At 69.4% G+C, this 24,218-nt stretch carries 33 protein-coding genes and 1 tRNA gene; 22 read left to right on the forward strand and 12 right to left on the reverse strand.

Annotated features, from left to right (window positions below):
• Window positions 1–72 precede the first annotated feature (72 nt).
• Window positions 73–933, forward strand: coding sequence for a zinc metalloprotease HtpX (gene htpX, locus G7063_RS02585; RefSeq protein WP_166412955.1), 861 nt, complete (start codon window positions 73–75; stop codon window positions 931–933).
• A 314-nt stretch (window positions 934–1,247) separates the two neighbouring features.
• Window positions 1,248–2,015 (forward strand): type I methionyl aminopeptidase, encoded by a 768-nt coding sequence (map, locus tag G7063_RS02590; RefSeq protein WP_166412956.1) that lies wholly within the window; start codon window positions 1,248–1,250, stop codon window positions 2,013–2,015.
• Between the two features lie 80 nt (window positions 2,016–2,095).
• Here the strand turns inward: map and G7063_RS02595 are convergent, their stop codons facing one another.
• The 7 genes from G7063_RS02595 to rarD form a co-directional block, all read right to left on the reverse strand.
• Window positions 2,096–3,163 carry a hypothetical protein gene (locus tag G7063_RS02595; RefSeq protein WP_166412957.1) on the reverse strand — a complete coding sequence of 356 codons (1,068 nt, stop codon included), beginning with the start codon at window positions 3,161–3,163 and terminating at the stop codon, window positions 2,096–2,098.
• Between the two features lie 101 nt (window positions 3,164–3,264).
• Window positions 3,265–5,154, reverse strand: coding sequence for a hypothetical protein (locus G7063_RS02600; RefSeq protein ID WP_166412958.1), 1,890 nt, complete (start codon window positions 5,152–5,154; stop codon window positions 3,265–3,267).
• Between the two features lie 33 nt (window positions 5,155–5,187).
• The gene (locus G7063_RS02605; RefSeq protein WP_166412959.1) at window positions 5,188–5,985 is read right to left on the reverse strand and encodes a hypothetical protein; all 798 of its coding nucleotides are present in this window, start codon (window positions 5,983–5,985) and stop codon (window positions 5,188–5,190) included.
• Between the two features lie 74 nt (window positions 5,986–6,059).
• Complete coding sequence (locus G7063_RS02610; protein WP_166412960.1) at window positions 6,060–6,887, reverse strand: HAD family hydrolase; 828 nt, start codon at window positions 6,885–6,887, stop codon at window positions 6,060–6,062.
• Complete coding sequence (locus G7063_RS02615; RefSeq protein WP_166412961.1) at window positions 6,884–7,333, reverse strand: DUF3995 domain-containing protein; 450 nt, start codon at window positions 7,331–7,333, stop codon at window positions 6,884–6,886. Before G7063_RS02615 ends, G7063_RS02610 begins: the two co-directional genes overlap by 4 nt.
• Window positions 7,333–7,827: a YajQ family cyclic di-GMP-binding protein gene (locus tag G7063_RS02620; protein ID WP_206188197.1), complete on the reverse strand. Its 495-nt coding sequence runs from the start codon at window positions 7,825–7,827 to the stop codon at window positions 7,333–7,335. Before G7063_RS02620 ends, G7063_RS02615 begins: the two co-directional genes overlap by 1 nt.
• Window positions 7,828–7,871: 44 nt before the next feature.
• Window positions 7,872–8,816, reverse strand: a complete 945-nt coding sequence (gene rarD / locus G7063_RS02625; protein ID WP_166415165.1) for an EamA family transporter RarD — start codon at window positions 8,814–8,816, stop codon at window positions 7,872–7,874.
• A gap of 119 nt (window positions 8,817–8,935) precedes the next feature.
• On the opposite strand from rarD, the gene G7063_RS02630 reads away from it, so the two are divergent.
• Window positions 8,936–9,017 (forward strand) — tRNA-Tyr (locus tag G7063_RS02630).
• 80 nt (window positions 9,018–9,097) lie between these two features.
• Here the strand turns inward: G7063_RS02630 and G7063_RS02635 are convergent.
• Complete coding sequence (locus tag G7063_RS02635) at window positions 9,098–10,351, reverse strand: tyrosine-type recombinase/integrase (RefSeq protein WP_166412962.1); 1,254 nt, start codon at window positions 10,349–10,351, stop codon at window positions 9,098–9,100.
• 4 nt (window positions 10,352–10,355) lie between these two features.
• A complete protein-coding gene (locus tag G7063_RS02640) occupies window positions 10,356–10,970 on the reverse strand; it encodes a helix-turn-helix domain-containing protein (RefSeq protein WP_166412963.1) in 615 nt (204 codons plus the stop codon).
• A gap of 111 nt (window positions 10,971–11,081) precedes the next feature.
• Here G7063_RS02640 and G7063_RS02645 point away from each other — a divergent pair, with 111 nt between their 5' ends.
• The 11 genes from G7063_RS02645 to G7063_RS02695 all read left to right on the forward strand — a co-directional run bounded on the left by G7063_RS02645 (window position 11,082) and on the right by G7063_RS02695 (window position 16,410).
• Window positions 11,082–11,288, forward strand: a complete 207-nt coding sequence (locus G7063_RS02645) for an AlpA family transcriptional regulator (protein WP_166412964.1) — start codon at window positions 11,082–11,084, stop codon at window positions 11,286–11,288.
• Between the two features lie 17 nt (window positions 11,289–11,305).
• On the forward strand, window positions 11,306–11,512 hold the full coding sequence (locus G7063_RS02650; RefSeq protein ID WP_166412965.1) for a helix-turn-helix domain-containing protein: 207 nt from the start codon (window positions 11,306–11,308) through the stop codon (window positions 11,510–11,512).
• Between the two features lie 47 nt (window positions 11,513–11,559).
• Window positions 11,560–12,756 carry a hypothetical protein gene (locus tag G7063_RS02655; protein ID WP_166412966.1) on the forward strand — a complete coding sequence of 399 codons (1,197 nt, stop codon included), beginning with the start codon at window positions 11,560–11,562 and terminating at the stop codon, window positions 12,754–12,756.
• Window positions 12,753–13,058 (forward strand): hypothetical protein, encoded by a 306-nt coding sequence (locus tag G7063_RS02660; RefSeq protein WP_166412967.1) that lies wholly within the window; start codon window positions 12,753–12,755, stop codon window positions 13,056–13,058. The genes G7063_RS02655 and G7063_RS02660 overlap by 4 nt, the downstream gene beginning before the upstream one ends.
• A gap of 57 nt (window positions 13,059–13,115) precedes the next feature.
• Window positions 13,116–13,340: a helix-turn-helix transcriptional regulator gene (locus tag G7063_RS02665; RefSeq protein WP_206188198.1), complete on the forward strand. Its 225-nt coding sequence runs from the start codon at window positions 13,116–13,118 to the stop codon at window positions 13,338–13,340.
• Window positions 13,337–13,579: an AlpA family transcriptional regulator gene (locus G7063_RS02670; RefSeq protein ID WP_166412968.1), complete on the forward strand. Its 243-nt coding sequence runs from the start codon at window positions 13,337–13,339 to the stop codon at window positions 13,577–13,579. The genes G7063_RS02665 and G7063_RS02670 overlap by 4 nt, the downstream gene beginning before the upstream one ends.
• Window positions 13,580–13,706: 127 nt before the next feature.
• A complete protein-coding gene (locus G7063_RS02675; protein WP_166412969.1) occupies window positions 13,707–14,051 on the forward strand; it encodes a hypothetical protein in 345 nt (114 codons plus the stop codon).
• On the forward strand, window positions 14,048–14,443 hold the full coding sequence (locus G7063_RS02680) for a hypothetical protein (protein ID WP_166412970.1): 396 nt from the start codon (window positions 14,048–14,050) through the stop codon (window positions 14,441–14,443). The genes G7063_RS02675 and G7063_RS02680 overlap by 4 nt, the downstream gene beginning before the upstream one ends.
• Window positions 14,440–14,817 (forward strand): hypothetical protein, encoded by a 378-nt coding sequence (locus G7063_RS02685; protein ID WP_166412971.1) that lies wholly within the window; start codon window positions 14,440–14,442, stop codon window positions 14,815–14,817. The genes G7063_RS02680 and G7063_RS02685 overlap by 4 nt, the downstream gene beginning before the upstream one ends.
• Window position 14,818: 1 nt before the next feature.
• Window positions 14,819–15,871 (forward strand): hypothetical protein, encoded by a 1,053-nt coding sequence (locus G7063_RS02690; protein ID WP_166412972.1) that lies wholly within the window; start codon window positions 14,819–14,821, stop codon window positions 15,869–15,871.
• Complete coding sequence (locus G7063_RS02695) at window positions 15,868–16,410, forward strand: hypothetical protein (RefSeq protein WP_166412973.1); 543 nt, start codon at window positions 15,868–15,870, stop codon at window positions 16,408–16,410. The genes G7063_RS02690 and G7063_RS02695 overlap by 4 nt, the downstream gene beginning before the upstream one ends.
• Window positions 16,411–16,640: 230 nt before the next feature.
• Here G7063_RS02695 and G7063_RS02700 read toward each other — a convergent pair whose 3' ends face one another.
• Window positions 16,641–17,339: an NYN domain-containing protein gene (locus tag G7063_RS02700; protein ID WP_166412974.1), complete on the reverse strand. Its 699-nt coding sequence runs from the start codon at window positions 17,337–17,339 to the stop codon at window positions 16,641–16,643.
• A gap of 493 nt (window positions 17,340–17,832) precedes the next feature.
• On the opposite strand from G7063_RS02700, the gene G7063_RS02705 reads away from it, so the two are divergent.
• From G7063_RS02705 to G7063_RS02725, 5 genes are all read left to right on the forward strand, one after another.
• Window positions 17,833–18,138, forward strand: a complete 306-nt coding sequence (locus tag G7063_RS02705; protein ID WP_166412975.1) for a hypothetical protein — start codon at window positions 17,833–17,835, stop codon at window positions 18,136–18,138.
• Window positions 18,139–18,271: 133 nt separating this feature from the next.
• Entirely contained in the window at window positions 18,272–18,832 is a 561-nt protein-coding gene (locus G7063_RS02710) for a hypothetical protein (protein ID WP_166412976.1), read from the forward strand.
• A gap of 254 nt (window positions 18,833–19,086) precedes the next feature.
• Entirely contained in the window at window positions 19,087–19,422 is a 336-nt protein-coding gene (locus tag G7063_RS02715; RefSeq protein ID WP_166412977.1) for a hypothetical protein, read from the forward strand.
• Window positions 19,419–20,528: a hypothetical protein gene (locus G7063_RS02720; RefSeq protein WP_166412978.1), complete on the forward strand. Its 1,110-nt coding sequence runs from the start codon at window positions 19,419–19,421 to the stop codon at window positions 20,526–20,528. Before G7063_RS02715 ends, G7063_RS02720 begins: the two co-directional genes overlap by 4 nt.
• Window positions 20,525–20,917, forward strand: a complete 393-nt coding sequence (locus G7063_RS02725) for a hypothetical protein (protein ID WP_166412979.1) — start codon at window positions 20,525–20,527, stop codon at window positions 20,915–20,917. The genes G7063_RS02720 and G7063_RS02725 overlap by 4 nt, the downstream gene beginning before the upstream one ends.
• A gap of 188 nt (window positions 20,918–21,105) precedes the next feature.
• Here the strand turns inward: G7063_RS02725 and G7063_RS02730 are convergent, their stop codons facing one another.
• A complete protein-coding gene (locus G7063_RS02730) occupies window positions 21,106–21,855 on the reverse strand; it encodes a hypothetical protein (protein WP_166412980.1) in 750 nt (249 codons plus the stop codon).
• On the reverse strand, window positions 21,848–22,636 hold the full coding sequence (locus tag G7063_RS02735) for a HipA family kinase (RefSeq protein ID WP_166412981.1): 789 nt from the start codon (window positions 22,634–22,636) through the stop codon (window positions 21,848–21,850). Before G7063_RS02735 ends, G7063_RS02730 begins: the two co-directional genes overlap by 8 nt.
• Before the next feature lie 187 nt (window positions 22,637–22,823).
• On the opposite strand from G7063_RS02735, the gene G7063_RS02740 reads away from it, so the two are divergent.
• From G7063_RS02740 to G7063_RS15200, 3 genes are read left to right on the forward strand one after another with little or no spacing between them, the layout of a single operon-like run.
• Window positions 22,824–23,192 (forward strand): hypothetical protein, encoded by a 369-nt coding sequence (locus tag G7063_RS02740; RefSeq protein WP_166412982.1) that lies wholly within the window; start codon window positions 22,824–22,826, stop codon window positions 23,190–23,192.
• On the forward strand, window positions 23,189–23,554 hold the full coding sequence (locus G7063_RS02745) for a hypothetical protein (protein ID WP_166412983.1): 366 nt from the start codon (window positions 23,189–23,191) through the stop codon (window positions 23,552–23,554). The genes G7063_RS02740 and G7063_RS02745 overlap by 4 nt, the downstream gene beginning before the upstream one ends.
• Before the next feature lie 45 nt (window positions 23,555–23,599).
• Window positions 23,600–24,175: a hypothetical protein gene (locus G7063_RS15200; RefSeq protein ID WP_240916166.1), complete on the forward strand. Its 576-nt coding sequence runs from the start codon at window positions 23,600–23,602 to the stop codon at window positions 24,173–24,175.
• Window positions 24,176–24,218 lie beyond the last annotated feature (43 nt).

Here is a 24,218-nt window from a genome sequence, read left to right on the forward strand (position 1 = left end):
GTTGAACGGGATAGAGCGACGTCGGTAGCTCGGGGCTCCACCGCCCGACGACGTCGCACGGGAGTGGCGCACATGCACAAGCACTTCAACGGCCTCAAGACGGCGATGCTCTTCGGCGTCCTGTGGGCGGTTCTGCTCGGCCTGTGGGCGGTGTTCTTCCGCAACAGCCCGACGATGCTCTGGGTGTTCGCGGGCATCGGCGTCGTCTCGACCGCGGTCTCATACTGGAACTCGGACAAGATCGCGATCCGCTCGATGCACGCCTACCCGGTGAGCGAGCTCGAGCAGCCCGCGATGTACCGGATCGTGCGCGAGCTCTCGATGGAGGCGCGCCAGCCCATGCCGCGCCTCTACGTCTCGCCGACGGCCGCGCCCAACGCCTTCGCGACGGGCCGCAACCCGCAGAACGCGGCGGTGTGCTGCACGGAGGGCATCCTCACGCTGCTCGACGAGCGCGAGCTGCGGGGCGTCCTCGGGCACGAGCTCATGCACGTCTACAACCGCGACATCCTCACGTCGTCGATGGCGGCGGCCGTCGCGGGCGTCGTCACGTCGCTCGCGCAGTTCCTCATGTTCTTCGGCGGGGGCGGCGACGACCGGCGCAACGTCCACCCGATCGCGGGGATCGCGCTCGCCCTGCTCGCGCCGCTCGCCGCGGCCCTCGTGCAGATGGCGATCTCGCGGACGCGGGAGTACGACGCCGACGAGGACGGTGCGCGGCTCACGCGTGACCCGCTCGCGCTCGCGTCGGCGCTGCGCAAGCTCGAGCACGGCACGCAGGCGGCGCCGCTGCCGGCGACGCAGAACCTCGAGAACGTCTCGCACCTCATGATCGCGAACCCGTTCAAGGGTGGCGCCGCGAAGCTCTTCGCGACGCACCCGCCGATGGCCGAGCGCATCGCCCGCCTCCAGCGCATGGCGACGAACGACTGACCCTCGGTCCACCGTCGGCCGCCCTCCCGCCCCCTCGGCCGGTCGGTCGCCCACCCCCTCGGCCGGTCGGTCGCCCACCCCCTCGGCCGGTGGGCCACCCACCTGGCCGCCGCCCACCCGACCGCCGCTAGTCGGCCGTCTTCCGCGAGATAGTCCCCTGCACGCGAGATAGTCGCTGTGCGGCACTATCTCGCGTGCAGGGGACTATCTCGGCGCCGCAGGACCGCCTCGCAAGCGTGGCGGCGACGCGCGGGGTGGTGGGGGACACGTCCTCTGGCGGGTTTCGGGGCGGGTCGCCTCGGTAGGATGGGGGCATGATCGAGCTGCGTACACCTGCCGAGATCGACGAGATGCGGGAGGCCGGACGCATCGTCGCCCAGGCCCTCAAGGCGGTCGAGGAGGCCGCCGTCGTCGGGATGTCCCTCCTCGAGCTCGACAAGGTCGCCAAGGACGTCATCTTCGGCGCAGGTGCGACCTCGCCGTTCCTCGACTACCACCCCGACTGGGCACCCACCCCGTTCCCGGGCGTCATCTGCGCGTCAGTCAACGACGCGGTCGTCCACGGCATCCCGAACGACCTGCGCATCGCCGACGGTGACCTCGTGTCGATCGACTGCGGCGCCATCCTCAAGGGCTGGGCCGCGGACTCGGCGACGAGCTTCGTCGTCGGCACGCCCCGCCAGGAGGACCTCGACCTCATCGCGACGACGCGCGCCGCCCTCGACGCGGGCATCGCGGCCGCGCAGGTCGGCGGGCGCCTCGGCGACATCTCCGCCGCGATCGGCCGGGTCGCACGCAAGGCGAAGGTCGGCAACCTCGAGGACCACGGCGGCCACGGCATCGGCCGCGAGATGCACGGCGAGCCGTTCATCGCCAACGAGGGCCGCGCCCGCAAGGGCATGGAGCTCAAGGCGGGACTCGTCATCGCCCTCGAGCCGATGTTCATCCACGGCGGCTCGGGCCGCTACACGTACGGCGACGACGGCTGGACGCTCTACTCGCGCTCGCGCCAGCGTGCCGCGCACGTCGAGCACACGATCGCGCTCACCGACGAGGGACCGCGCATCCTCACGGCGCTCTGACACCAGCGACGACGGCCCGTCACCGCACGCGTGGTGACGGGCCGTCGCGCGTCCGGGGCCAGGAGCCCGTCGTGCCGTGGTCAGGATCCCGTCGTGCCGGGGCCGGTGGACGACGTGCCGGGGCCCGACGGGTCGACGGCCGACGGCGCCTCGACCCCGGCCACCGCGCTCGCGGGCACGATCTGGCCGGTGGCCATCTCGCGGTCGACGTCCCGCGGCGCGGGTCCTGCGAGCCAGCCGAGAGACGTGCGCACGAGCGTGATGTCGTCGGCGGTGCGCAGGCCCAGGACGACGCCGGGCTCGGGCCTGCCGCCCGCGAGCACGCCGTCGGAGCGGAGCTTCCCTCGGCTGGACGGTGCGGCGACGTCGTGCCCGGGAGGGAACCCGACGAGGTGCATCGTCTCGTCGGCGAATCCTGTCGTGGCCGCGAGGTGCGGGCCGCCGTCGAGCAGCAGCCGCCGGTCGCCCGCGCCGCGCAGCGTCACGGGCAGCCCTGGGGCGCCCTCGTCCGCGAGACGGAGGACGCGTCGTCGGCGCGACGCGCGCCAGCGCAGGGTGAGCAGCGGTACGAGCGTCGCAGGGATGCCCCACGCGAGGTGCCTGGGCAGTGGCTGCCCAGCCAGGGAGTCGGACATGGTCAGGGCGAACGCCGCGACACCGGCAGCGAGGGCCGCGACGACGAGGCGGATCGTCCGTGGGCCGTTGCCCGGGTGCTCGCTCCGCAGGGCGTCCGCGGACGCGGCGTCGAGCGTGACGACCTTCCGGTCGGCGAGGACGCGTCGGGAGGCCGAGAGCTGCTGCAGCACCGGGACGGTCACACGCACCGCGATGACCGTGAGCACGCCGGCGAGCGCAAGGAGCGGCCACGGCGCACCCGACCACACGCACATGAGCCACGCGCCGACCGCGACGAGCCACAGCCCGGCGAGCGGCGTCGTCATGACGAGCACCATGCCCGCGAGGAGTACGCCTAGGGACGTGGTCGACGTGAGCCCCGAGGCCGTCGCCGGGTCGACGCGCCCGGACTGCTCGGCTGCCGATGCGGCGCTCAGCACCGCGACGCAGCAGAGGAGCGCGACCACCTTGAGCGGGATGCGACCGCCCCGGTTCGACCAGGTCGGCCGTGGGCGCGCTGTTGTCATCGACATGGGCGCGACGATAGCGGGTGTGTCCGACATCAGTCGTCATGCCTCGTCCAGGTGGTCGCGCAGAGCTGCGTTGCGCACGCGTCGAGTTGCGCAGGCTGGCGCTACGGAACGAGCACGGTCGCCACGAGGAGCACGGCCCACGCGCATCCGAGCAGCAGGGACAACGACGGAATCGTCCGTGCGCCGCTCGCCGGGACCGTGCGTCCGGCGACCCAGGCGTCGCGCAGGCGCGCCGCGATGTCCCCCGGGGTGCGGCAACCCGCAACAGGGACGCCCGCAAGTCCCGGGTCGGCGGGGATGACGATGGCGTCGCTCGTCCCGTCGGTGAGGGTCCGGACGATGGTGGTCCCGTCGTGGACGTTGATCCCGGTGACCTCGCTCCACGGCGTGCGGGTCACGCGGAGGCGCTCGCGCGTAAGCAGGTGAGACCGGCGGACCGCGATCGACGGCTGCACGAGCCAGGTGAGGTGGAGCAGGTAGGCGGGGACCACGGCGATCCGCAGCGCGGCCCACCATCCGTTGTCGGGCTCGTCGAGCACCCACCAGACGGCACCGGCGACCGCGGCGTGCACGGCGAGCATCGGCAGGGCGTCGCGGTCTCCGATCCAGCGGGAGAGGGCGATCAGCAGCCCGGCAGTCCTGGCTGCGGGCTCGGGCTGGGACGCGGGTGCGGGTGTCCACGGGTGCTTGACACCGACGGAGTCCTTCGTGCGGCGGGTCCGCCCATGTGGCGCGAGCACTGTGCTCCGCAGCAGGACCCCCTCACCGTGCAGGACGACGTCACCCGTCGACGGGACGACGGTCGCGACGACCGCGGTGCGGGCGCCGTCGTCGATGATCTGCTCGAGCGCGGGGTCGAGGGCCTCGCTCAGCTCCTCGAGGCGGGTCTCGGCACTGTAGAGCTCGAGGAGCTCATGATCGTCGAGCTCGGCGACCGGACGTTCGCTGAGTGTCTCGAGCCGCGCGATGAGGGCGTCAGCCTCGGCGGCGGCCTCAGGATTGACTGGTGCGTCATGGTCCTCGATGGGTCCGTCGGGGTCATGGAGCAGCGTGAGCGCGTCGAGCCGTGCTACGGGGGTGCCGGCGGGAGCGACGAGCAGCAGCTCCTCGCCGACCCTGCTCAAGGTGAGCGAGGTGCCGGGGCCGCGTGCGGTTCCGGCGAGCGCGTGCATGTCGCGGCTGCGGTGACGCATGGCGACGAGGACGGTGATCCCGAGCGCCGTCCAGAAGAGTGCACCCACCGGGTCGAACGGTGTGCCGAGCAGCTCGGCACGGTTGCGCGCGCTGTTGAAGCGGACCGGCAGCACGTCGCCGATCGCGGGCGGTGCGGTGAGGATCTCGACGACGACGTGGGTGCTGTCGACGTCGAGGGTCGCGTACAGGTCGTCCTCGAGGAGGTCGAGGACGGTCCCTTCCGTCGTCACGGTGGCAGGGTCGGTGCGGTACGCGTGGACGCGTGCGACGTCCACGCCGGTCCAGACAAGGCCGACGACGATGAGGGCCGCACCGAGGACACGGACGACGACCGAGACGGATGTCGGGGTCCGGGTGCTGTCGTCGACGGCGCGGCGGTCAGCCGCGTCGAGCCGGGCCGTGGAGGTGCGTGGCCATGTGCCGAGAGCCTGGGTCCGCGCCTTCTGCGCGGTGTGGAGCCCGACCGCGAGCAGCAGCGCGACGGCCGGCCCAGCGACCCCCCACGGTTCGATCGATGCGACGGCCACGAGGACGACGGCAGCGACCGCCTGGAGAACTGACGCATGGACCGGCCGCCGCCACGTGAGAAGGAGCGACGCTGCGATCGCGCCGATCGCGAGGATCTCGACGACGCTCGACAGCAGCATCGTCGGCGGCGCGACGACGGGCGCGGGCAGGGCGCGCGACTCGTCCGCGAGGACGCCGGCGGTGACGACGAGCGCAGCGCCGACAGCAGGGCCGAGGAGGTGCCATCGTCGGTCGGGGACGGGCGGGACCGGTGCGTACGCAGCGCGCATGGGCGAACCCTATCGGTCCGAGAGCCTTGAGGTTCACGCGTCGCGACGTCGCGCGACGGCGGCGCGCCGCACGAACGCCCCGGCGCCGAGCGCGAGAGCGAGACCGGTTCCGCTGAGGCCGAGCGGTCGCGTCGGACGTTCCGGGGCTGACGTCTCCTCGACGTGCGTCGTGCCGGGCTGCCAGCGCACCTCGAGCTCGAGCCCTCGCCGCGCGCTGGCGCGGTCGAGCGTCACGCGCGTGCCGTCGGGCATGACGAGGTGGGCACGCCGGGTGAGGTTCCGGCGGCTGCCGGACGTCACGTCGACGATGTCCGTGCGGACGACGACGCCCTCGGCGCGCAGCGCGCGGACGGCAGGGACGTCGGTGACCGTCCACACGACGCCGCCGGCGACGAGCGCGACGGCGACGACGCCGAGCCCGACCACGAGCTGGACCTCCTGGCGCGCGGTCGCGAGCGGCACCCGGGGTGCGGGGGCGCGATGTGCGTCGCCGGGGTGGAACGCGGACGCGGTCGGCGGACGCTGCGCACGCTTCCGGGCCGCGGTGGAGAGAACGACGACGACGAGCGCGACGAGCGGAGCCGCGAGGATCCGGTCCGACGCCTGCCCGGTCAACGCGAGGGACGCGGTCGCGGCGAGCGCGAGCGTCGCGGTCGTCCGGGGCAGGACCCCGGCGAGCAGGGGCGTGCACGCGAGGAACCCGGAGACGACTGCGAGCAGCATGTGGCGCGGGTCGAGGACCTCGGGCACGGTCTCGGCGTCCCAGCCGCCGGTGAGGCCCGAGTGCCAGACGAGCAGGCCGATCGCGCCGGAGACGAGCATCGCCGCCACGGGGACAGCCTCGTTCAGCTGGTCGCGTCGGCTGGGGCGGGGCCCCTTCGCCTGGTGGGCGGTCACCGCGCCCGTCACCCGAGGATCCGCTCGAGGTAGACGGCGACGCCGTCGTCGTCGTTCGAGGTCGTGCGGTCGTCCGCGGCCGCGAGGACGTCGGGGTGCGCGTTGGCGACGGCGATGCCGCGGCCGGCCCACGCGAGCATCGGCAGGTCGTTCGGCATGTCGCCGAACGCCCACACGTCGCTCGGCGCGACGTCGTGCGCGGCGCACCAGCGGGCGAGGCCCGCAGCCTTCGTCACGCCGGGCGCCGTGAGCTCGGCGAGGGCTGCCGCGCCCGAGTACGCGAGGACCGCACGCTCGCCGACGATGTCGGCGACGCGCGCGTAGAGCTCGTCGTGACCCAGGTTCGCGTGCCGCGCGAGGATCTTCCCGACGGCCGCGCCCGGCCCCGTGTCACGCGGGTCGTCGCCGTCGCGGAGCGTCGAGGAGACGTCGACGCGGCGGGCGTCGTCGGGCACGGGATGAGTGCTGACGAAGCCCGGGTCGAAGACCGGACCGTCCATGCGTTCGAGCACGAACGCGAGTCCCGGGATCGCCGTCCGCAGGTCGTCGACGATCGCGGCTGCGGCCGCGCGCTCGAACGCGTGCACGTGCTCGAGCGCACCCGACGCGAAGTCGTACACGGCCGCCCCGTTGAGGACGACGGCCGTGCCGTGCCCGCCCGCAAGGTCTGCGAGCACGGGCAGCCAGCGCGGCGGGCGCGCCGTGACGAAGACGACGTGCACCCCCGCGTCGTCGAGACCGCGCAGGACCTCCCGCGTGCGCGGAGAGTCCGCGTAGTCGGAGCGCAGCAGCGTCCCGTCAAGATCCGTCGCGACGACGCGGGGTACACGCCTCACGAGGTTGGGCGGGCGGTGCGTGCGCTGCGCGCGAGCCCCACCGCGAGCGAGGCGCACAGCGGCGAGTACACGGCGAGGTCGAGCCTCCTGAAGCGCGGGGTCGTCTCGCGCAGGCCGAGGCCCGAGACCGCGACGCCAGCGACCGCGCGTGCCGCGAGCACACCTGCCGCAGTGCGGGCGCCGAGGCGCGCGAGCCACCCGACGCCCGACACCTGGCTCGCCTGCGAGCCCACGACCGCCGCGCACGCCGTCGCGGAGAGGGCGCCCGCGACCGCGAGGCACGCCGCAGGGCCGGGGCTTCCGAGGCCGTCGACGCCGAGGAACGTCGCCGAGAACTCCTCGCGGTCGGCGAGCGGGAACGTCGAACCGGTCGCCCACAGCACGTGCAGCGCGCCGACGGCACCGAGGACGGTCGCCGTGGCGGCCGTCGCCGGGGGGACCGTCATCAGCGGTAGTTCGTGAACTGGACCGCGAAGTCGAGGTCAGCACCCTTGAGGAGCGCCTGCACGGCCTGGAGGTCGTCGCGCGACTTCGACGTGGCACGCACCTCGTCGCCCGTGATCTGCGTCTTGACGCCCTTGGGGCCTTCCTCGCGGATGATCTTCGTGACCTTCTTGGCGTTCTCGCCGGCGAGGCCCTCCTTGAGGGTCGCCTCGAGGCGGTACTCCTTGCCGGAGGCCTGCGGGCCCTTGTCGCCCGTGTCGATGGCCTTGAGGGAGATGCCGCGCTTGATGAGCTTGGTCTGGAAGACGTCGAGGACGGCGAGGACGCGCTCCTCGGAGTTGGCGATCATGACGATCTTCTCGCCCGACCAGGCGATCGAGGCGCCGACGTTCTTGAAGTCGTAGCGCTGCCCGATCTCCTTGATCGACTGGTTGAGCGCGTTGTCGACCTCCTGGCGGTCGACCTTGCTGACGATGTCCATGGAGGAGTCGGCCACGGTGTTCTCCTTGTTCGGTGGGGGGACGAGATTCTGGGTCCAGCCTAGCCGCGAGGCCCGCGGTCGCGCGGGCGGCGCAGCGACCGGACAGCGTCGACGGTGAGGATCGTCAGCGCGACCCACACGAGCGCGAACCCGGCCCAGCGCGCGGGGCTCATCGGCTCGTCGTACAGCAGCACGCCGAGCCCCAGCTGGAGCGTCGGCGTGACGTACTGCAGGAGCCCGACGATGCTGAGGGGCAGCCGCTGTGCGGCGGCGGAGAACATCACGAGGGGGACGACGGTCGCGACGCCGAGCGTCGCCAGAAGCACGACGTAGCCTGCGCCGCCGCCGGTCGTCGACCCGTCGGGGCCGAGCCACAGCAGGTACCCGAGGCCGAGGGGTGCGAGGACCGCCGTCTCGACACCGAGCCCTGCGAGGGCGTCGACCGACGTGCCGAGCTGCTTCTTCAGCAGGCCGTAGAGCCCGAAGGTCAGTGCGAGCGAGAGAGCGAGCCACGGCACGCCGTGACCCCCGAACGACACGACGAGGACCGCGGCCGCGCCGACGCCGATCGCCCACCACTGCGGCACCGTGAGGCGCTCGCGCAGCAGCACGACGGCGAGCAGCACCGTGAGCAGCGGGTTGACGTAGTAGCCGAGCGACGCGTCGACGACGTGCCCGTTCTGCACGCCCCACACGTAGATGAGCCAGTTGCCACCGACGAGGAGTGCCGCCGTCGCCAGGATCGCCACCTGCCGGGGCCGTCGCCACACATCGACGAACGCTCGCCAGCGGCGTGCGACGACGAGGAGGAGCAGGCAGACGACGAGCCCCCACACGACGCGCTGCGCGACGAGCTCGACCGCGTCCGTGCGCGTGAAGAGCTTGAAGTAGATGGGGAACGAGCCCCACAGGAGGTAGGTGCCCAGGCCGAGGGCGAGCCCGGTGCGGTCGAGCCCGCGGGGCTGCGCTGACGGTGTCGGAGCGGGTGACGTGGACGTGGCGATCGTTCCTTCGCGAGCAGGTCGGAGCCTGCGCGGAGGAGTCGATTTCCGCTCAGGGCACTTCCCCTAGTATCGTGTGATCGCTCGCGAGGTGCGGACCTGGTCCACGCCTGCGGCGCATCGGCAGCTTGCCCGAGCGGCCAAAGGGAGCTGACTGTAAATCAGCCGCGTCATGCTACGGGGGTTCGAATCCCTCAGCTGCCACCGATGCAGGATTCCGCGGTTCTTCCCCTCCGGGGGAAGGACCGCGGACCTGTTTCCGGCCCCAGGTGATCACAGGGTTGTCACACTCTGCGGACGGGCTGATCCGCCGACGCCGGCAGGAGGCTCTCCACGGCGTCTGCCATGCGACGCCCGACGCCTCCGATGAGGTGGCTGTAGGTGTCCGCCGTGATGGCGATCGTCGAGTGCCCGAGGCGCTTGGAGACGGTCGCGATGTCGAAGCCGGCGGCGAGGGCCATGGACGCGGCGCCGTGGCGAAGGTCGTGGAGCCGGACGACGCGCAGTCGGCGTCTCTGCTCGTCTGGCTTGTCGGCGTCCTCGGGGAAGCGGACGCGGTCGATGATCCGCGCGAACACCCGCGACACCTGGTCGGGGGAGAGGTCGGAGCCGTCGGGCTTCGTGAACACCCGGTCCGTGGTGCCCATCCACCCCGACGCGAGGTAGTCCATCTCACGCTGCTGGACGAGCCGGTGACTCATGAGAGCGCCGATGGTGCGGTCGCCGATGTCGACACGACGTTCACCCTTGCGGGTCTTCGGGGCACCCTCGACGGCCTTGCCGGCGACGGACACGAGGTTGGAGCGGACGACGATGACGCCACGTTCGAGGTCGATGTCCGTCCAGCGCAGCGCGCACGCCTCGCCGCGGCGTAGGCCGGTGAACGCGAGGACTTCATAGAGCGCTCCGAGTCGGTCGCGTGACGCGGCATCGAGGAACGCTGCGAGCTCGTGCGGCTCCCACGGGGAGACGTGCGCGGCGTTGTCTGTGGGGATCTCGACGTCGACGGCCGCGTTGTAGGCGACGAGCCGGCGCCGTTTCGCGTCGGACAGGGCTGAGCGCAGGACGGCGTGGATGCGGCGGATGGTGGTGGTGCCGCGACCGTCGCGGCGCATCTGCCGGATGAACGAGTCGACGTGCGTGGGCGTGAGCTGGCCGAGGCGGACGTGCCCGAGCGCGGGGGTGATGTCGTTGTTGATGTAGGAGCGGTAGCCGCGTTCGGTGGAGGGCCTGAGTCCGTCCTCGACCTGGCGGGTGATCCACGACTGCAAGTAGGTGGCGAGGGTCTGCTTCTGGTCGTCGCGGTAGTCACCTGAGGCGACTTGGCCGACGAGTGCGGCGAGTGCGGCTTGTGCTTCGCGCTTGGTGGCGAAGCCGCCCTTGCGGGCTTGGCGTCGCTTGCCGTGGACGGCGGGGAGTGAGGTGACGTACTGCCAGGTGCCGTGGTGGGGGTTGGTGAGCTGGGGGCAGCGGATGCCGTACTGCTTGCCGGTGTGGGGGTCGCGGCATGCGCAGACGCGCCGCACGGACCCGCTCAACGAACTACTCCGGTTCGGACACGAGGGTGGGTACTGCAGCGTGCAGCGCGTTCCAGAGGGCGCGCATGAACGTGTCGCCTCGAGACTTCGGCGCCCTGAACGAACGTTCGAGGCGGGAGATCTGGGCAGTTGGAACACCAAGTTCTGAGAGGATCGCTGAAATCTCCGGCCACTTCAGCATCCGGAACGCGTTGGGCCCTCCGAACTCGGGGGATGGACCCCAGTTCACGGTCTCGCCGTCGACCGCACGCTTGATTTCCCAGAGGGTCGTGTAACCCTCCTTGGCGCGGTTCATGTCCTCGGTTGCACGCTCGACGGTCCTCCCGGCTTCGGCCTCGAGGCGCCGCAATCGAGTGATCGCTTCCTCGAGCGGTGAACCGAAGAGCGCATTGAGATCTGTCCCGAGGATGGCCGCGATCTCGACCGCCTCCGTGGCGCGAAGTGACCGCTTCCCTAGCTCGACCTTCGCGATTGCCGACTGTGCGAGAGGAAGGCCGCGCTCCTCGAGCTTCTCTGCGAGCGCCGCTTGAGACATGCCCGCAAGGCGTCGGAACTTCGCGATGTTCGCGCCGATGAGTGCGTCCCGCTTGTCCTGGCGAGGTCGCTCGTCGGTGGTCACCTGGGAAGCCTACCCAATCGAAGTCGGCGCGTCTGTTGACGATCATGGGTTGAGTCTGTCAGGGTGTTGAAAGTCGCGCAAGTAAGTTCAGAATCGAATGGAGTCGACAACATGGAACAGCTGCTCTCGATGTCAGAGGTCGCCGAGGTCATCGGAATCTCGAAGGCAACCCTCCGGACCTGGCGAACGCACGGACGAGGGCCTGTCGGCTTCAAGGTCGGAGGCAGGCGCGTCATGTACCGCAGAACTGCCGTCGAGGCCTGGCTAGCCGAGCAGGAGGCCGCGACCGCCTCCAACAGCTCCCGCCCCACGCACTAGCACGAAGGAGTCCAGACATGCCCACCGACAAGGAGCCACCCCGCTACTACACGATCGACGAAGCCGCGGAGCTCATGCGGATCCACCCCAAGACGCTCGCGAAGATCGCCCGCCGCGGCGAGATCAAGTGCGTCCGCACCTCCCGCGCCAAGACCGCCAAGCGCCTCTTCACGGCGCAGGACATCGAGGACTACTTCACGCGCGTCAGCCGCGGTCGCGGCTAGTCCTCCACCCCAGTCAACACACCCACGAACGCAGCAAGGAGACACCCATGAGCACCGCCACCCTCCCCGACGTCACGACGAGCACAGCGCGCCAGCGCAGCATCGCCGCCAAGTACATCCGCGAGCACCGCCGCAAGGAGGCGGTCCGCGGTGCAGCGTCCCTCCGCGCCGCTGCCTCCGGTCTCGCACACGAGGTCGCAGCACTCACCCTTCGAGGCGAGCGCGAGGACGCCCAGGAGTACGCCGCCGCGATGAAGCTCGTCAGCGACCGCGCCATGCGGATCGCCAACGCAACGACGATCACCTACTACATGAAGGAAGTTGCCGTAGTCGACGGGGAGTACGTCTCCGAGGAGGAGGCGATGGACCACCTCGAACGCAACATCACGCGGTTCATCGACGACCCCGAACCAGCGGAGATCTTCACCGACATCCTCGACTCCGAGGCATGCCGTTCCATCGGCTCGCTCGCGTACCGTCCCGACACTGGCAAGTGGAACCTCGCCCGCTACGGCGCATGGTCAGCCGAGGACCACCGGGCGGCGTCGCAGGCTCTCCGCAGGCTTCAGCGTCGCGGCGGTCCGCAGGAGTCGGACAGCGAGTGCAACAAGCGAGTCACTCCGAAGGGCTTCCCGTTCCTGTTCTACCGGATTGCGCGGCCGCTCGACGACCTCCGCATCCACGAAGTCTTCAACGTCGACCTTCCCACCGCGCCCCGGACCGTTGCCCCGTTCATCGACCCCATCGAGTCCGAGGGCGTCCTCGTCAACACGATCACCCAGGACGACGTCGACCTGATGTTCCACTGCCACGACGAGGCACAGTTCGACGGCAAGGCCGAGATCGCCGACGACCCCCGACCAGTCGAGATCTTCCGCTGCCCGAAGACGAACCGCATCATGCGACGCATCGGCGTCTCCCGGTACGACGAGACGACGGGCAAGTTCCTCGCAGTCGCGTTCGAGGGCGCCACCGGCCTCGACCACGCCCGCATCTGGAACGCGCCCAGCTTCAGCCTGGAGAACAAGCCGCTCGGCGCCGACGTCCTCGCAGCGACGACGATCCACACCCGCGAGGACGGCACCCGCTACGCCGACGTCTCCATCGCCCGACCCCTCGACGACTGCAACGCCGAGGAACTCGCCGGCATCGCCCACGACCTGTTCGAGCTCATCACGAACCCGGACGCCACCGCCGAGGGCGAGTGGGGCGAGAACCGCGTCTTCCTCGAGGTGACCGCGTGACCGCCGCCATCGCCTACCTGGCGTCCCGCATCCTCCTGCCCAAGGGCTACCGGATCCGCCACGTCGACGGCCCCGAGCCCCGCTACGCGATCACCGACATGAAGGGCACGCGCATGATCGGCGGCGCGTCCTACGAGGGGTCGCTCGACGCTGACGACATCACCGTCTTCGCGTCCTTCATCGCGGAGGGACGCACGTACACGGAGGCGATGAACGCTCTGCACCCGGAGACGCTCGAGCGGATCGAGGCGACCGGCGACCTGCTGCACCGTGGCGTCGCCTACTCCCGGCAGAACGACTGACCAATCACACCCCCGGACGCATCATCGTCACGCCGCAAGAACGGAAGGAGAAGGCAAGTGTCAGCACTCATGAACGAAGTCGCGACCATCAAGCGACTTCCCCCGCCCACCATGCGACGAGCGATCCGCGAGGGAGCCGGCGTCTCTCGCGCCCGACTCGCACGAGAGCTCGGCGTTACCGCGAACGCCGTCGGCTTCTGGGAAGACGGACGCACCCCGTCCGTCCAGCACCTCAAGGCCTACTGCGACCTCCTCGACGCACTCAAGGAGGCCGCAGCATGACCGCCGCGAGCACTCGGCGGCTGCCGGCCATCACCGACGACGAGCTCCGCGCACTCCCGCCGCTCGTCGAGGTCGACACCGTCGCCCGCGCACTCAGGTGCTCGACCTCCACGGTCTACGCCATGGCCCGCGAGGGCACGTTCCCGTTCGAGGTCCTCACATTCGGCAAATCTCGACGATGGCGCAGGAACGACCTCCTCGAGTACCTGGGCCTCGACCCGATCCGCACCGCAGCCTGACCCCAACCCCGCGCCACCAGGCGCACACCGAAAGGGACGCCAGCACCCTCACAACGCAAGAGAGCGGCCCCGCCAAGGACCGCTCTCCTGCACCACAACCCGATAACCGCCTCACGGAGGTAACCCCATGATCTGCCCCCCGTATCACGAGCACGACGGCCAGACTGGCGTCCCGGCCGCTCACCTCGTCGACGGCCCCTACCGGGCCGCGCTCTACCTGCTCGACCGCGACGGCACCTGCACCGCAGACAAGCTCGACGCGACCCTCGGCGAACTCGACGTCGCCCACCCCAACCACGTCGGCGGAGTGTTCGCCAGGCTCCGCAACCAGCGGCTCATCGAGATCGCCGGCTACCAGCAGTCCACCCGGCCGCAGCGCCGCGGCGGCATCCAGGCCGTCTGGCGCCCCACCCCCTTGTTCCGGCACCTCAAGGCCACCGGCCAGCTTCCCGAGGTCGGTGAGGCAGCGTGACCTACCCCATCTGCGACACGTTCCACGTCATGCCCAAGCGCTGGCGCGACAAGGTCGACGCCCTCACCGCGGCAGGCCACCGAGGCGCGTTCACGCCCTCCTGCGAGCACTTCACGTGGGACGGCACCGAAGAGCCCTCCATCGACATCAGCCACATGCAGGTCACCTGCAGCGCATGCCACACCGACCGCGTCGCCAACTCCCTCGTCACGTCGCCGGTCGCCTCCCGCACGTGCGACGCGTGCCAGGCCGAACCCGCGACCCGCCTGTGCACGCTCGTCGCCTACGCCGGCACCTTCGGTGCCGCATCCCACATCTGGATCAGCGCGACCGCCACCGTGTCCCGCTGCGACTCCTGCCACGACTTCGACCACCCCGGAGGCAACCGATGATCCTCAAGACCGTCAAGGGACTGTGCACCGCGATGCACGCCGGCGAGATTGACATTCGTCTCGAGCTGAGGGCAGTCGACGTCATCAACGACGTGCCGAGCTTGTGCACGCACGACGACGGGACGCTCGTCGTCGACCTGCGCGCCGACGTGTGGGGCTGCCGCGAGTGCTGCATCGAAGGTCTCCTCGCGGACCTGCGGGAGGACCGTGAGCCGTCTGGCACGTGCGCGCTCTGCGACCGTCCCGCGAAGACCGTCTGCCTTCACCCGGTGACGCTCGCTGACGACGTCGTGGGCGTCGTCATGGCGCGTTCCTGCCACGAGTGCACCGAGCACCGCACGCTCGGCTTCCTCGGCCCCTACGTGGAGGCGTGACGTGACCTGGTTCAAGGTCGACGACACGTTCGCGTTCCACGAGAAGGTGATCCGCGCCGGCAACCCTGCTATCGGCCTGTGGGTCCGTGCGGGTGCCTGGTCGGCGCAGCAACTCACCGACGGCTTCATTCCGACACACATGGCGCAGACGCTCGGCACGCTCTCGCAGGCGAGGAAGCTCGTCGAAGTCAACCTCTGGCACGTCGAGGACGGCGGCTATCGGTTCCACGAGTGGAGCGAAGGGGGACGACAGCCGACGCGTGATGAGGTCGTGAAGCAGCGAGACTTCTGGCGCGACAAGAAGCGGAACCAGCGCCGAGATGGAGGCTCCGGGCGGTTCACCTCTGACGCCTTGTCCCCCGAAGTGTCCCCGGGGGACACCCTTGGGGACTCTCTCGGGGAGTCTCACCGTCCCGTCCCGTCCCGTCCCGACCCGACCCGTAACGAAGGTGAGGAAGGAGGGAAGGACACGTCGGATCGGCCCCTGCCCGACGACTGGCGACCGAACGACAACCACACCCGCAGAGCCCAAGAAGCGGGCCTCAACCTCGACGACCTCGAGGCCGCATTCCGCGACCACGCACGCGAGCAGAACCGCCGAGCGAAGAACTGGAACTCCGCGTTCACGGCCTGGATCACCAAGGCCATCGAGTTCGAGAACAGCGACCACACCACGGCCGAGTTCGACGCCTTCTGGGCTGCCTACCCGCACAAGGTCGGGAAGGGCACCGCACGCACCGCCTGGACGAAGGCCCTCCGCAAGACCGACGCCCAGACCCTCATCCATGCCGCGCAAGCACTCAGCGACGACCCGAACCTGCCTGAACGGCGGTACATCCCTCACCCCACGACGTGGCTCAACGCCGAACGCTGGGAGGACGACCCACTCCCGGAGCTCACGACTCGAGCGGCGGACCCGAGCGGTGACGTCCTCAAGCGAGCCATGGCGAAGGCCGTAGCCGACGACGCAGCCGAGGAAGCGGCCCGCACCGCCGTCCCCGAGCTGGAGGGGAGTCCGTTCGCCGCGTTCGCTCACCTGGGAGGTCCCGCATGAACAAGCAGGAGACTGTCGCTCTCATCGCGATGCTCGACCGTGCTGGCCTCACGAAGGCCCGCGAAGGCATGGAGGACGCGTGGATGCTCGTCCTCGAACCTCTCCGCGCCCAGGACGTGGTCGAGGCCGTGAAGCGCATCATCGCTACCCGAGGCGACGGCAACACGTGGATCGTCCCCGCCGACGTGATCGCGGAGGTGGCGCTCGTGCGTCGTGAGCGGATCCGCGCAGTGACCACAGGGTCCCTGCCGGTGCCGCCTCGGGAGATCGACCCGGACGACGTCGGCCCGTACATGGCGTGGGTGAAGGCGTTCAAGCTCGCTCTCGGCGACGGCATGTCGCTCGTGGATGCGGAGATCGCAGCCGCGCACGCTGCTGGCATCCCGCCGGTGCATCGGGCACTAGAGGAGTACCACGGTGCGATGCCTCTGCAGATCGAGAGCGGGCGGTCCTCGGAGACGGCGAAGCGCGCGTCGGCCGCAGCACGGGACGCGATCTTGGCGATCCTGCGCGAGGGCGCCGCGAGGAGAGCCGGGTGATGAACCTCAACGACATCGCGAACCGCATCCACGCTGCCCGCCGCACAGCTCGCGTTGCCCCACTGGGACGACGAGCGACGCGCCAGCTCGCCAACGACGCAGCAGCACTTCTCACGGCCCTCAACGCCGTCCTGACCCTCCATCGGCCCGATGCGTACGGCATCTGCGAGATCTGCCGGCAATCGGCGGTGGAGTTGCGGTGGAAGTGCCGCATCGCCCCTTACGGATCGCTACCGCTTGAGCCACATCCCCGGCTTCGGTGGACCGACGCGTCGCGGAGCGTCGGCAGGCAGCGCATAGTCAGTCTCATCTACAGCGCCCCAGTAGTCGCTGGACCCGAGCCAGTGGCACCAGAGCGGCTTGCCCTGGAGCCGGATCCGGAGCGGCCGCCCGTCAGACTCGCCCTTCCAAGCCGCGACCTCGACAGTGGGCCTGCTCGCATCTACCTCATGGCGCCTGACCATGTAGTCGAGCGCCGGGACGAGATCGTAGTCAGCCGACATCACGATGCCGATGTCGTACTTCTCGTCACGCCCCATCGTCACGACATCGATCGCTAGTGCAACGTCGACGCCCTTCTCACGCGGCCTGTCGACGCATGCGTCAGTGCCCCAGCCATAGGGGTACCTCAAGTCGCGGGCATGAAGCGACACGAGCCGGTTCTGCGCCCATTGGGAGGTCTGTCGGCGATACGCCGAGAACGCTCGCTCGTCTTGCTTCTGTCCAGGCCGCCCTCGATAGATGTGAATCGCGTCAAGTGCAACTTCGCACTCGTTACGCTCTCCAGTCTTCTTCAACAGGATGTGAGCCAAGTCCACTGGGTCAACTTGGCCTTCGACAGCTGGTCCGTGCGCTGAGTGGAACGACTCCCTGGCCCGCATGTACACGTTCTGCCAGTCAAAGAAGACGGCGACTCGCTTCGCTCCCACCGAAACCCCCTGAAAAAAGCCCAGCCGTGCAGACGATGTCTGGACGGCTGGGTGGATTGACTCGATCTTGGCGTACGCGGAAGCGTCGCGTCAAGTGGCGACTGGACTGCTGTGCAACGACTCACATTGCTAGGGGCAACGCTCCCGCGTTCGCACAGGCGTCCTCGCACCCTCCGCGGCATCATCCGGGGGGACCTCATGGACGGTGTGACCTCATGGGGCGTGTTCAGCCTCATGGAGCGGAGTGTTGGCGATGGAACCTCTTGGAGGGCGTCGGGTGCCGGCGGAGCAGTGCACGGCGCTGTCGAAGCAGTCGGGGGAGCGGTGCCGGAACCGGGTGCAGGGTGGCGGCGTGTGTCGCTTCCATGGTGGTGCGTCGCCGCGGGCCCGGAAGGCGCGTGAGGCGCGGATCGTCGAGATGCGTCGGACGGCTCTCTACCCGAACGCTGAGACCAGGACGCCCTACGAAGCGCTCCGCGCCGCAGGTGCATCCTTGGACGCCGCGCTGCAGGGCCTGGAGCAGCTTGCTCGCGATGGCGGCGTGCTGACTGCGGAGCTTGTGCGTGAACTACGTGCCCAGGCCGAAGCGTCCGGCCGTCTGCAGAAGGCGATCCTCGACACGGGCATCGCCGAGAAGAACACGATGATCGCGGAACAGATGGCGGACCAGATGGTGCGGGTCATGGACGCCGTGTTCGCCGATGTCGGCTTCACCCCCGAACAGATGCGCGACACCGTCAACCCGATCGTCTCCAAGCACCTCACCGCGCTCGCGGCGATTGAGACGCGACGGTACTGACCCGCTCGCACCCCGGCACCGACACTCGACCCGACCGTGCTCCTCACGGCACCGCGGCCTCCCCTGGCGCCCTCCGGGGGAGGCCGCACCCATTCCGTCACCAGGTCGCCTCGCACGGGTTGGGGCATCCTCGGTGCACCTCAAGGAGTGGAGTCACCTCATGGAAGACCTCAGGCGTGCGATGCCGGCGGCGTCGCAGTGCACTGCGACCGCGAAGAGCACGGGAGTGCGGTGCGGGAAGCTCGTGCTCGGTGGTGGCGTGTGCCGGATCCACGGCGGGCGGTCGCCGAACGCTGTTGCTGCTCGAGAGGCTCGACTGGTGCAGGCGCGTGCTGCGGTTCTCGGGGGTCGGGAGAAGCGGACGCCGGCGGAGGCGCTGATGGCTGCGGGTTCGGCGCTGGACGCTGGCTTGCAGGCGATAGCGGATCTCGTCGAGGCCGGGGGAGTGGTGACGGCGGAGGCGATCCGTGAGCTGCGTGCTCAGGCGGATGCGTCTGGTCGGATGCAGAAGATCATCTTGGACGCGGGCATCGAGGAGCGGCGGGTGCGGGTCTCGGAGCAGCAGGGCGCCAGGATCGCGACGGTGATCCGTGCGATTCTCGAGGATCTTCGGTTGTCTCCTGAGCAGCAGGCGATGGTGAGCGAGGTCGTGCCGCGGCGTCTTCGCGAGGTTGCTGGCGTCGGGAGTGCGTGACGTCGAGCGTGTGACAACAGCGTGACAACAAGGCGTGTCGTTGCTGGTCAGCGCGGTGCAGTCTGAGACAAAGTCAGCCGCATCGGTCCGTGGCGAGAGGAAGAGCGACCAGTTGCTTGCTGCGGCACCAGCGGCGTGCCGACAAGCGCCGCGTCGATTGCCAGATCGCGCAGTGCCCCAGACCATGGCGGCGACCCAACGTGAGTCGCTGACACTGCGACGGCCACTCTCAGGGCCCCACCCAAGGAGGCCCAATGAACCCCACCGACCTCGCGAACACCCGTGACGAGATCGGCGCCGACCCCGACGACGACACCCTCGAAGAACTCCACGGCGAGACCGGCCACTGGATCCTCACGGCGCTACGCGTCCTCAAGCGACGCCGAGCCGACATCGCCGGCGGCGGCCAGGCCGCATCGTCCTTCTCCCTGTCCGGGGTCCTCTCCGTGAGCCTCGGCAAGGGCAACCTCGCTGCTCTGGACAGCCAGATCGAGCGTCTCGAAGCCTTGTGGGCCACGGAGAACGGCGAGGCTCCCGGCAGTGGCGTCTCCTTCGGCCGCTTCGATCGACGTGACGCGAGGGTCGCATGAGCCAGCCCGACCCGATCACCAACCTCACCGCAGCACTTCGCGAAGACATCCACCGCGCCTGGGCACTCATCCACGAAGAGCTCGAGATCCTCGCCCGCGAATGGCCGACGATCCTCGCGCCCGTCCGCGCCCAACGCCTCACCGTCTTCCAGGTCCGCACGCTCGCGGCCATGCGACGCCTCGACGTACAAGCGGCCGCTGACATCGACGTGGCGCTGTCGACCGCGTACCGCACCGGTGCATGGACCGCTGCGCTCGTCGGAGGCGCCGAAGCCACTTTCTCCTCAGCGTCCCCTTCCGTCGCCGCTGCGTTCGCCCGGGACACCCTCAGCGACGTCCTCGCAGCCACCCGCGGCGTCGACGAGAGCGTCAAGGCACTCATCCGCGAACTCGGACGAGACCAGATCCTCCGCGCCGTCTACACCGGCACCACCGCCACCAAGGCCGGCGCCGACCTGCGCGCCGTCCTCGACCACTTCGGCATCCACGCTGTCACGTACGCCGACGGCCGAAAGGTCGGGCTCCCGCAGTACACCGACATGCTGCTCCGCACGAAGACGGCCGAGGCCTACCAGGCGGGCATGCTCGACCTGGGGGAGGAGAACGGCTGGCAGTGGTGGGAACTCATGGATGGCGTTGACTGTGGGTTGACGAGTCACGACGATCCCGTGAAGGCGAACGGCATGATCGTCACGCTCGACGTCGCCCGCGCTCATCCGAGCTCGCATCCGAACTGCTTGCGTGCGTCCTCGCCTCGACCTGACATCGAGTCGGTCGCGCAGGCGGAGGCTGCGGAGCCGATGAACCCGGAGGCGTTCGCCGCGATCCAGGAGCGGGCAGCGGCCGAGGTGATCGGTGGACCCATGCCGCGAGTCGTGGCGACGCCGGCTGACGTCGCGGCGATGCGCGCCAGGACGGCTCCGACGGTCGCCACCCGCACGCAGACGCACACCGAGCGAGCGAGAGCGGCCATCGCGCAGCGGCACGCCGACACCGTGGGCGCCGCGTCCCGCACCCATGAGGCGACTGTCGGCAGCGCTCTCGCCTCCCACCAAGCGATCCTCGAACGATTCGCGATGCTCCGACGCAACGGAGGTGCGCGATGAACCAGATGCTCGGTCGCACGACGTACCTCGGCCAGAGCGACTACTCATGGCTAGGGACAGCGAACTCGAAGGTGCTCGGCTTCGACAGTGGCGAGCTCGACGTCGGCCTGTTCCGTGACGCCGGGCTCAGCCCGCACGAGGTGATCCTGTCCGGGACGCCCGTCGGCCGGGTGACACGTGGCGGCCGGCTCGGACCGTTCGACCCGGAGGCATCCGACGGTCGGGAGGTGCTGTTCGGGTTCGTCCGTGGCGACGAGCACGTGCGAGGCCGGGACAGAGCGCGGTGCGAGGTGCTCGTGCGGGGTCCGGTGCGCGCCGACCGGCTTCGCGTACCGGTGCCGGCGGGGTCGTTCGAGGGCACGGGTCTCGTGGCGGTTCGTGATGTGTGACAACGCTGTGACAACGACCGGTGTCATTGCAGGTCAGCGGTGCGGCGCCTGACCAGGAGTCAACTGGCGCAGGAGTCGGCGCCGAGGTTCTGTTTGTCTCTCGGCTGTCGAGTTCGAGGTAGTTCACCCTGCGTGGAGCGCGCCGAGGACGGAACACGCCCCAGATCATGGCGGGCACGACTGGACAACTAGAGCTGCAGCAGCTCTCCAACTCGATCCGCCGCAGCGAAGCCGTCGGCAAGGTCGATGACGGCGGCGTACTGCTCGACAACCACAAGGTGCTCCTCAGCGACTCGCAACTGGCTCGTGTCGACGAACGCGGCGAGTTCTGCGCCACTGGTTGACTCGTGGACAGCCCGTGCACGGAAGGCGAAGTCGTTGACGTTACGCCGCGCGACCTTCGTACCGCCGTGCAGCGTGATGCGGTCCATGAGCCACGGCTTGGCGCCCTGCACGGCATACTCGAACTCGCAAACGAACGTTTCCCCACCTACGAGGCCCGCAACCTCGACCTCTCGTGAAGGCATGACGCCCAGTTGGGAGAAGACTCGGTCCACCGCTATCTCGAGTTGAGTCCGCCCAGTAGTCGTTGCGGCGCCCGAGACGATCTTCGGGTACATCTCTTCGAGTGCTGAGGCGAGGTCGACTCTCTCATGCAGGGTGGCCACAAGGTCGGGATAGAACTCGAGCGGACGCCTTGCCTTGAGGCGGGCGATGTCCCCGTCCTTCCGGTCCCCGATCTGGTGGCGGTAGTAGTTGATCCAGCGCCGGTAGATGTCGCGCGGCATCTGCACGCGTCTGCCGTCGATGGTGCCGTCTTGCCGTTCGCCGAGGAACCGCGACTCGATGCCAGAGTCGTCGCGGACGATGACTCCTACATTGCGAGGCTCGCGGCGGAGATGGTCGGAGATGTGCTTGATAGCGAAGACTTCAATCACGGGACTCTCCTTCCGGTTGTGGTGCGAGAGAGCTCAAGAGGTCTCCCTCAGTGGGGGTGGGCGCTGCGGCCCGGGTGCGGTTCGGGTCGAGGAGGCTCCTTATGTTGCCTTGCCGGTGTGACAGGTACCTGTCCAGCGCTCGGCGCTCGATGTCGGTGATGAGTCCACGTGCGTGTGCGTCACGGCTGGGCGCTGTGAGCGCCTGCCTTGGGAGGAGCTGGAACTGCCGTATGGCGCCGAGCACGGCCGCCGGTGAGGGTGCGGCGGGCCCGCTCCACAGGTGACCGGGGTCTGTGAACGGGCGGTCGCTGGTACTTAGGAGACCTTCCGCACGAGTCTCCCGGGGGATGTTCCCGAATAGTGCTTGGTCGTGGTCGATGAGCCAGGCGTTCCCCTTCGAATCGACGAGGATGTTGTCTTCGTGCCGGTCGATGTTGCTGATGAGTGCGTCGAAGCAGTACATCTGCGCCCTAAGGTCGTCGTCGACTAACGCGACGTCCTGGATCAGGGACGGGGGCAGTGTCTTGCCTCGGTCACGGACGGCTGCGATGACCCAGTGGCGTGTCATGTCGTCGTCGAACCAGATGTCACCTGCGGGCACGGGTAGGCCGATAGCCTGGGCAAGCCGGTTGGCGACGAACTCGTTGACGACGAGGTTGGGCGACTCAGTGCAGTCCTTCTTGATTAGGACCTCAGCCTGACCCCAGACCGCGTCTGTCGTGCCGGTGATCTCGGGTTCGCCGCGGAGCGTGACCCGGAGACCAGGGCGATGAGCCGTCATACTGGCTCGTCTCCCCCGGGGTCTTGGTTCTCTTCGCCCACCCTGCTGGTGTCGGGGAGGTCGCTGACGCCGCGGCGCGCCGCGATCTCGACGCAGGTCTTGGGCGTCTCTCGCGTAACCCCTGGATGCATGCGACGACATTACCGGAGCGAGTTCCCTGTGACACCCCACTGGGAACTATGCACCCATGAACGAGCCCGCCACCACCATCGCCGTCCCCACCACGTGGGCGCCGATCCTCGCGCTCGCCATCCGCGCCGGCGACCACGCCATCCGCGCATCCATCCGTCAGCACACGCACCCCGCCTACGGGGTCGCACTCCCGACGGACCTCCGCGATCAGATCCTTCACGCCCTCGACCCGGACCTCGACACCACCGAGGCATTCGCGCGGACGTACAGCGTCGCGGGCGCCGCACGCAGGCTCGACATCACGCCACGCGCAGTGCGCCGTCGCATCCTCCACGGCACGCTCCGTGCCGCATGGCGAGGCAAGAACTACGTCACCGACGCAGACCAGGTGGACGCTCTCGCGTCCGGGAAGGCAGCAGCATGAACGAGATCGACCAGCTCCGGGCCGAGGCCGCACGAGACCGGCACCTCGCCCGGGTTGAGCGTCTTCTCTCCCGTGAGGGAGTGTCTCCGGTGATCGTCGACCGTCTCGCGGCCGTCGTCGAGGCACCGGTGGGTGCGACGGACGAGGAGATCCAGCGTGCCGTTGCGAGCCTCCGCACTGAGGTCCCTGGCGTCTTCGCTGAGGCCTCCGCGATCCCCGGCCGGCAGTCGTCGGGTCGGAACGCAGCGAAGGAAGCCGCTGCGGAGATGGTCCGCGCACGCTACGGCACGACCCTCAGCGATCAGGCTGCCGCCAACCGGGCATCCACGCGTACGGCCGCTGAGAAGCGCACCGGACGCTGACCAACCGCTAGAACCCAACCCCACCTACCGCTGAGGAGCGGACACATGATCACCAGCCACATGCAGTACCACAACGTGCGTCAGCCCATCGCGCTCCACTTCTCCCCGACGACCGTGATGGACGGTCACCCCGAGGTCAAGGACGCCATCGACGCCCTCCGCCGCGCCGAGTACCAGATCAAGACCGGCATCCATGAGTACGCGAAGGGACGGCACGCAGCCTGGCGTGACGCGGTCGCCAAGCTCCCCGTCGGCAGCGTCCAACCGGCCGAGCCGTCCGCGACGCCCACAGAGGGCGAGATTCGGCACGCGGAGATCGTCGTCACCGAGGCCGACAGCACGCTCAAGGCGGCTCTTGCGACTGCGCACGCGGACCTCGCCTCGGACTACCGAGAGCGTGAGGCCCAGCTTCTCGCTGAGGTCCGAGAGATCACGTCACGCCTCACCGAGATTGGTGAGGAAGTCCAGGCTCTCATCCGCGACGTCACGTGGATCGAGAGGGTCAGTGACCAGTACGTGTCGGTGCCGCAGACGTCGCCGCACATGTCGACGGAGCTTCTCATCGACGTCGCCAACGGCGGCAAGCACACCCACCCGGGCACGTTCTTCCAGAACATCTGACCCACCCGATCGAGTCGCCGGCCACCGGCAGACAGGAGAAGCC

Source organism: Sanguibacter sp. HDW7 (genome assembly GCF_011300875.1).
GTDB lineage: Bacteria > Actinomycetota > Actinomycetes > Actinomycetales > Cellulomonadaceae > Flavimobilis.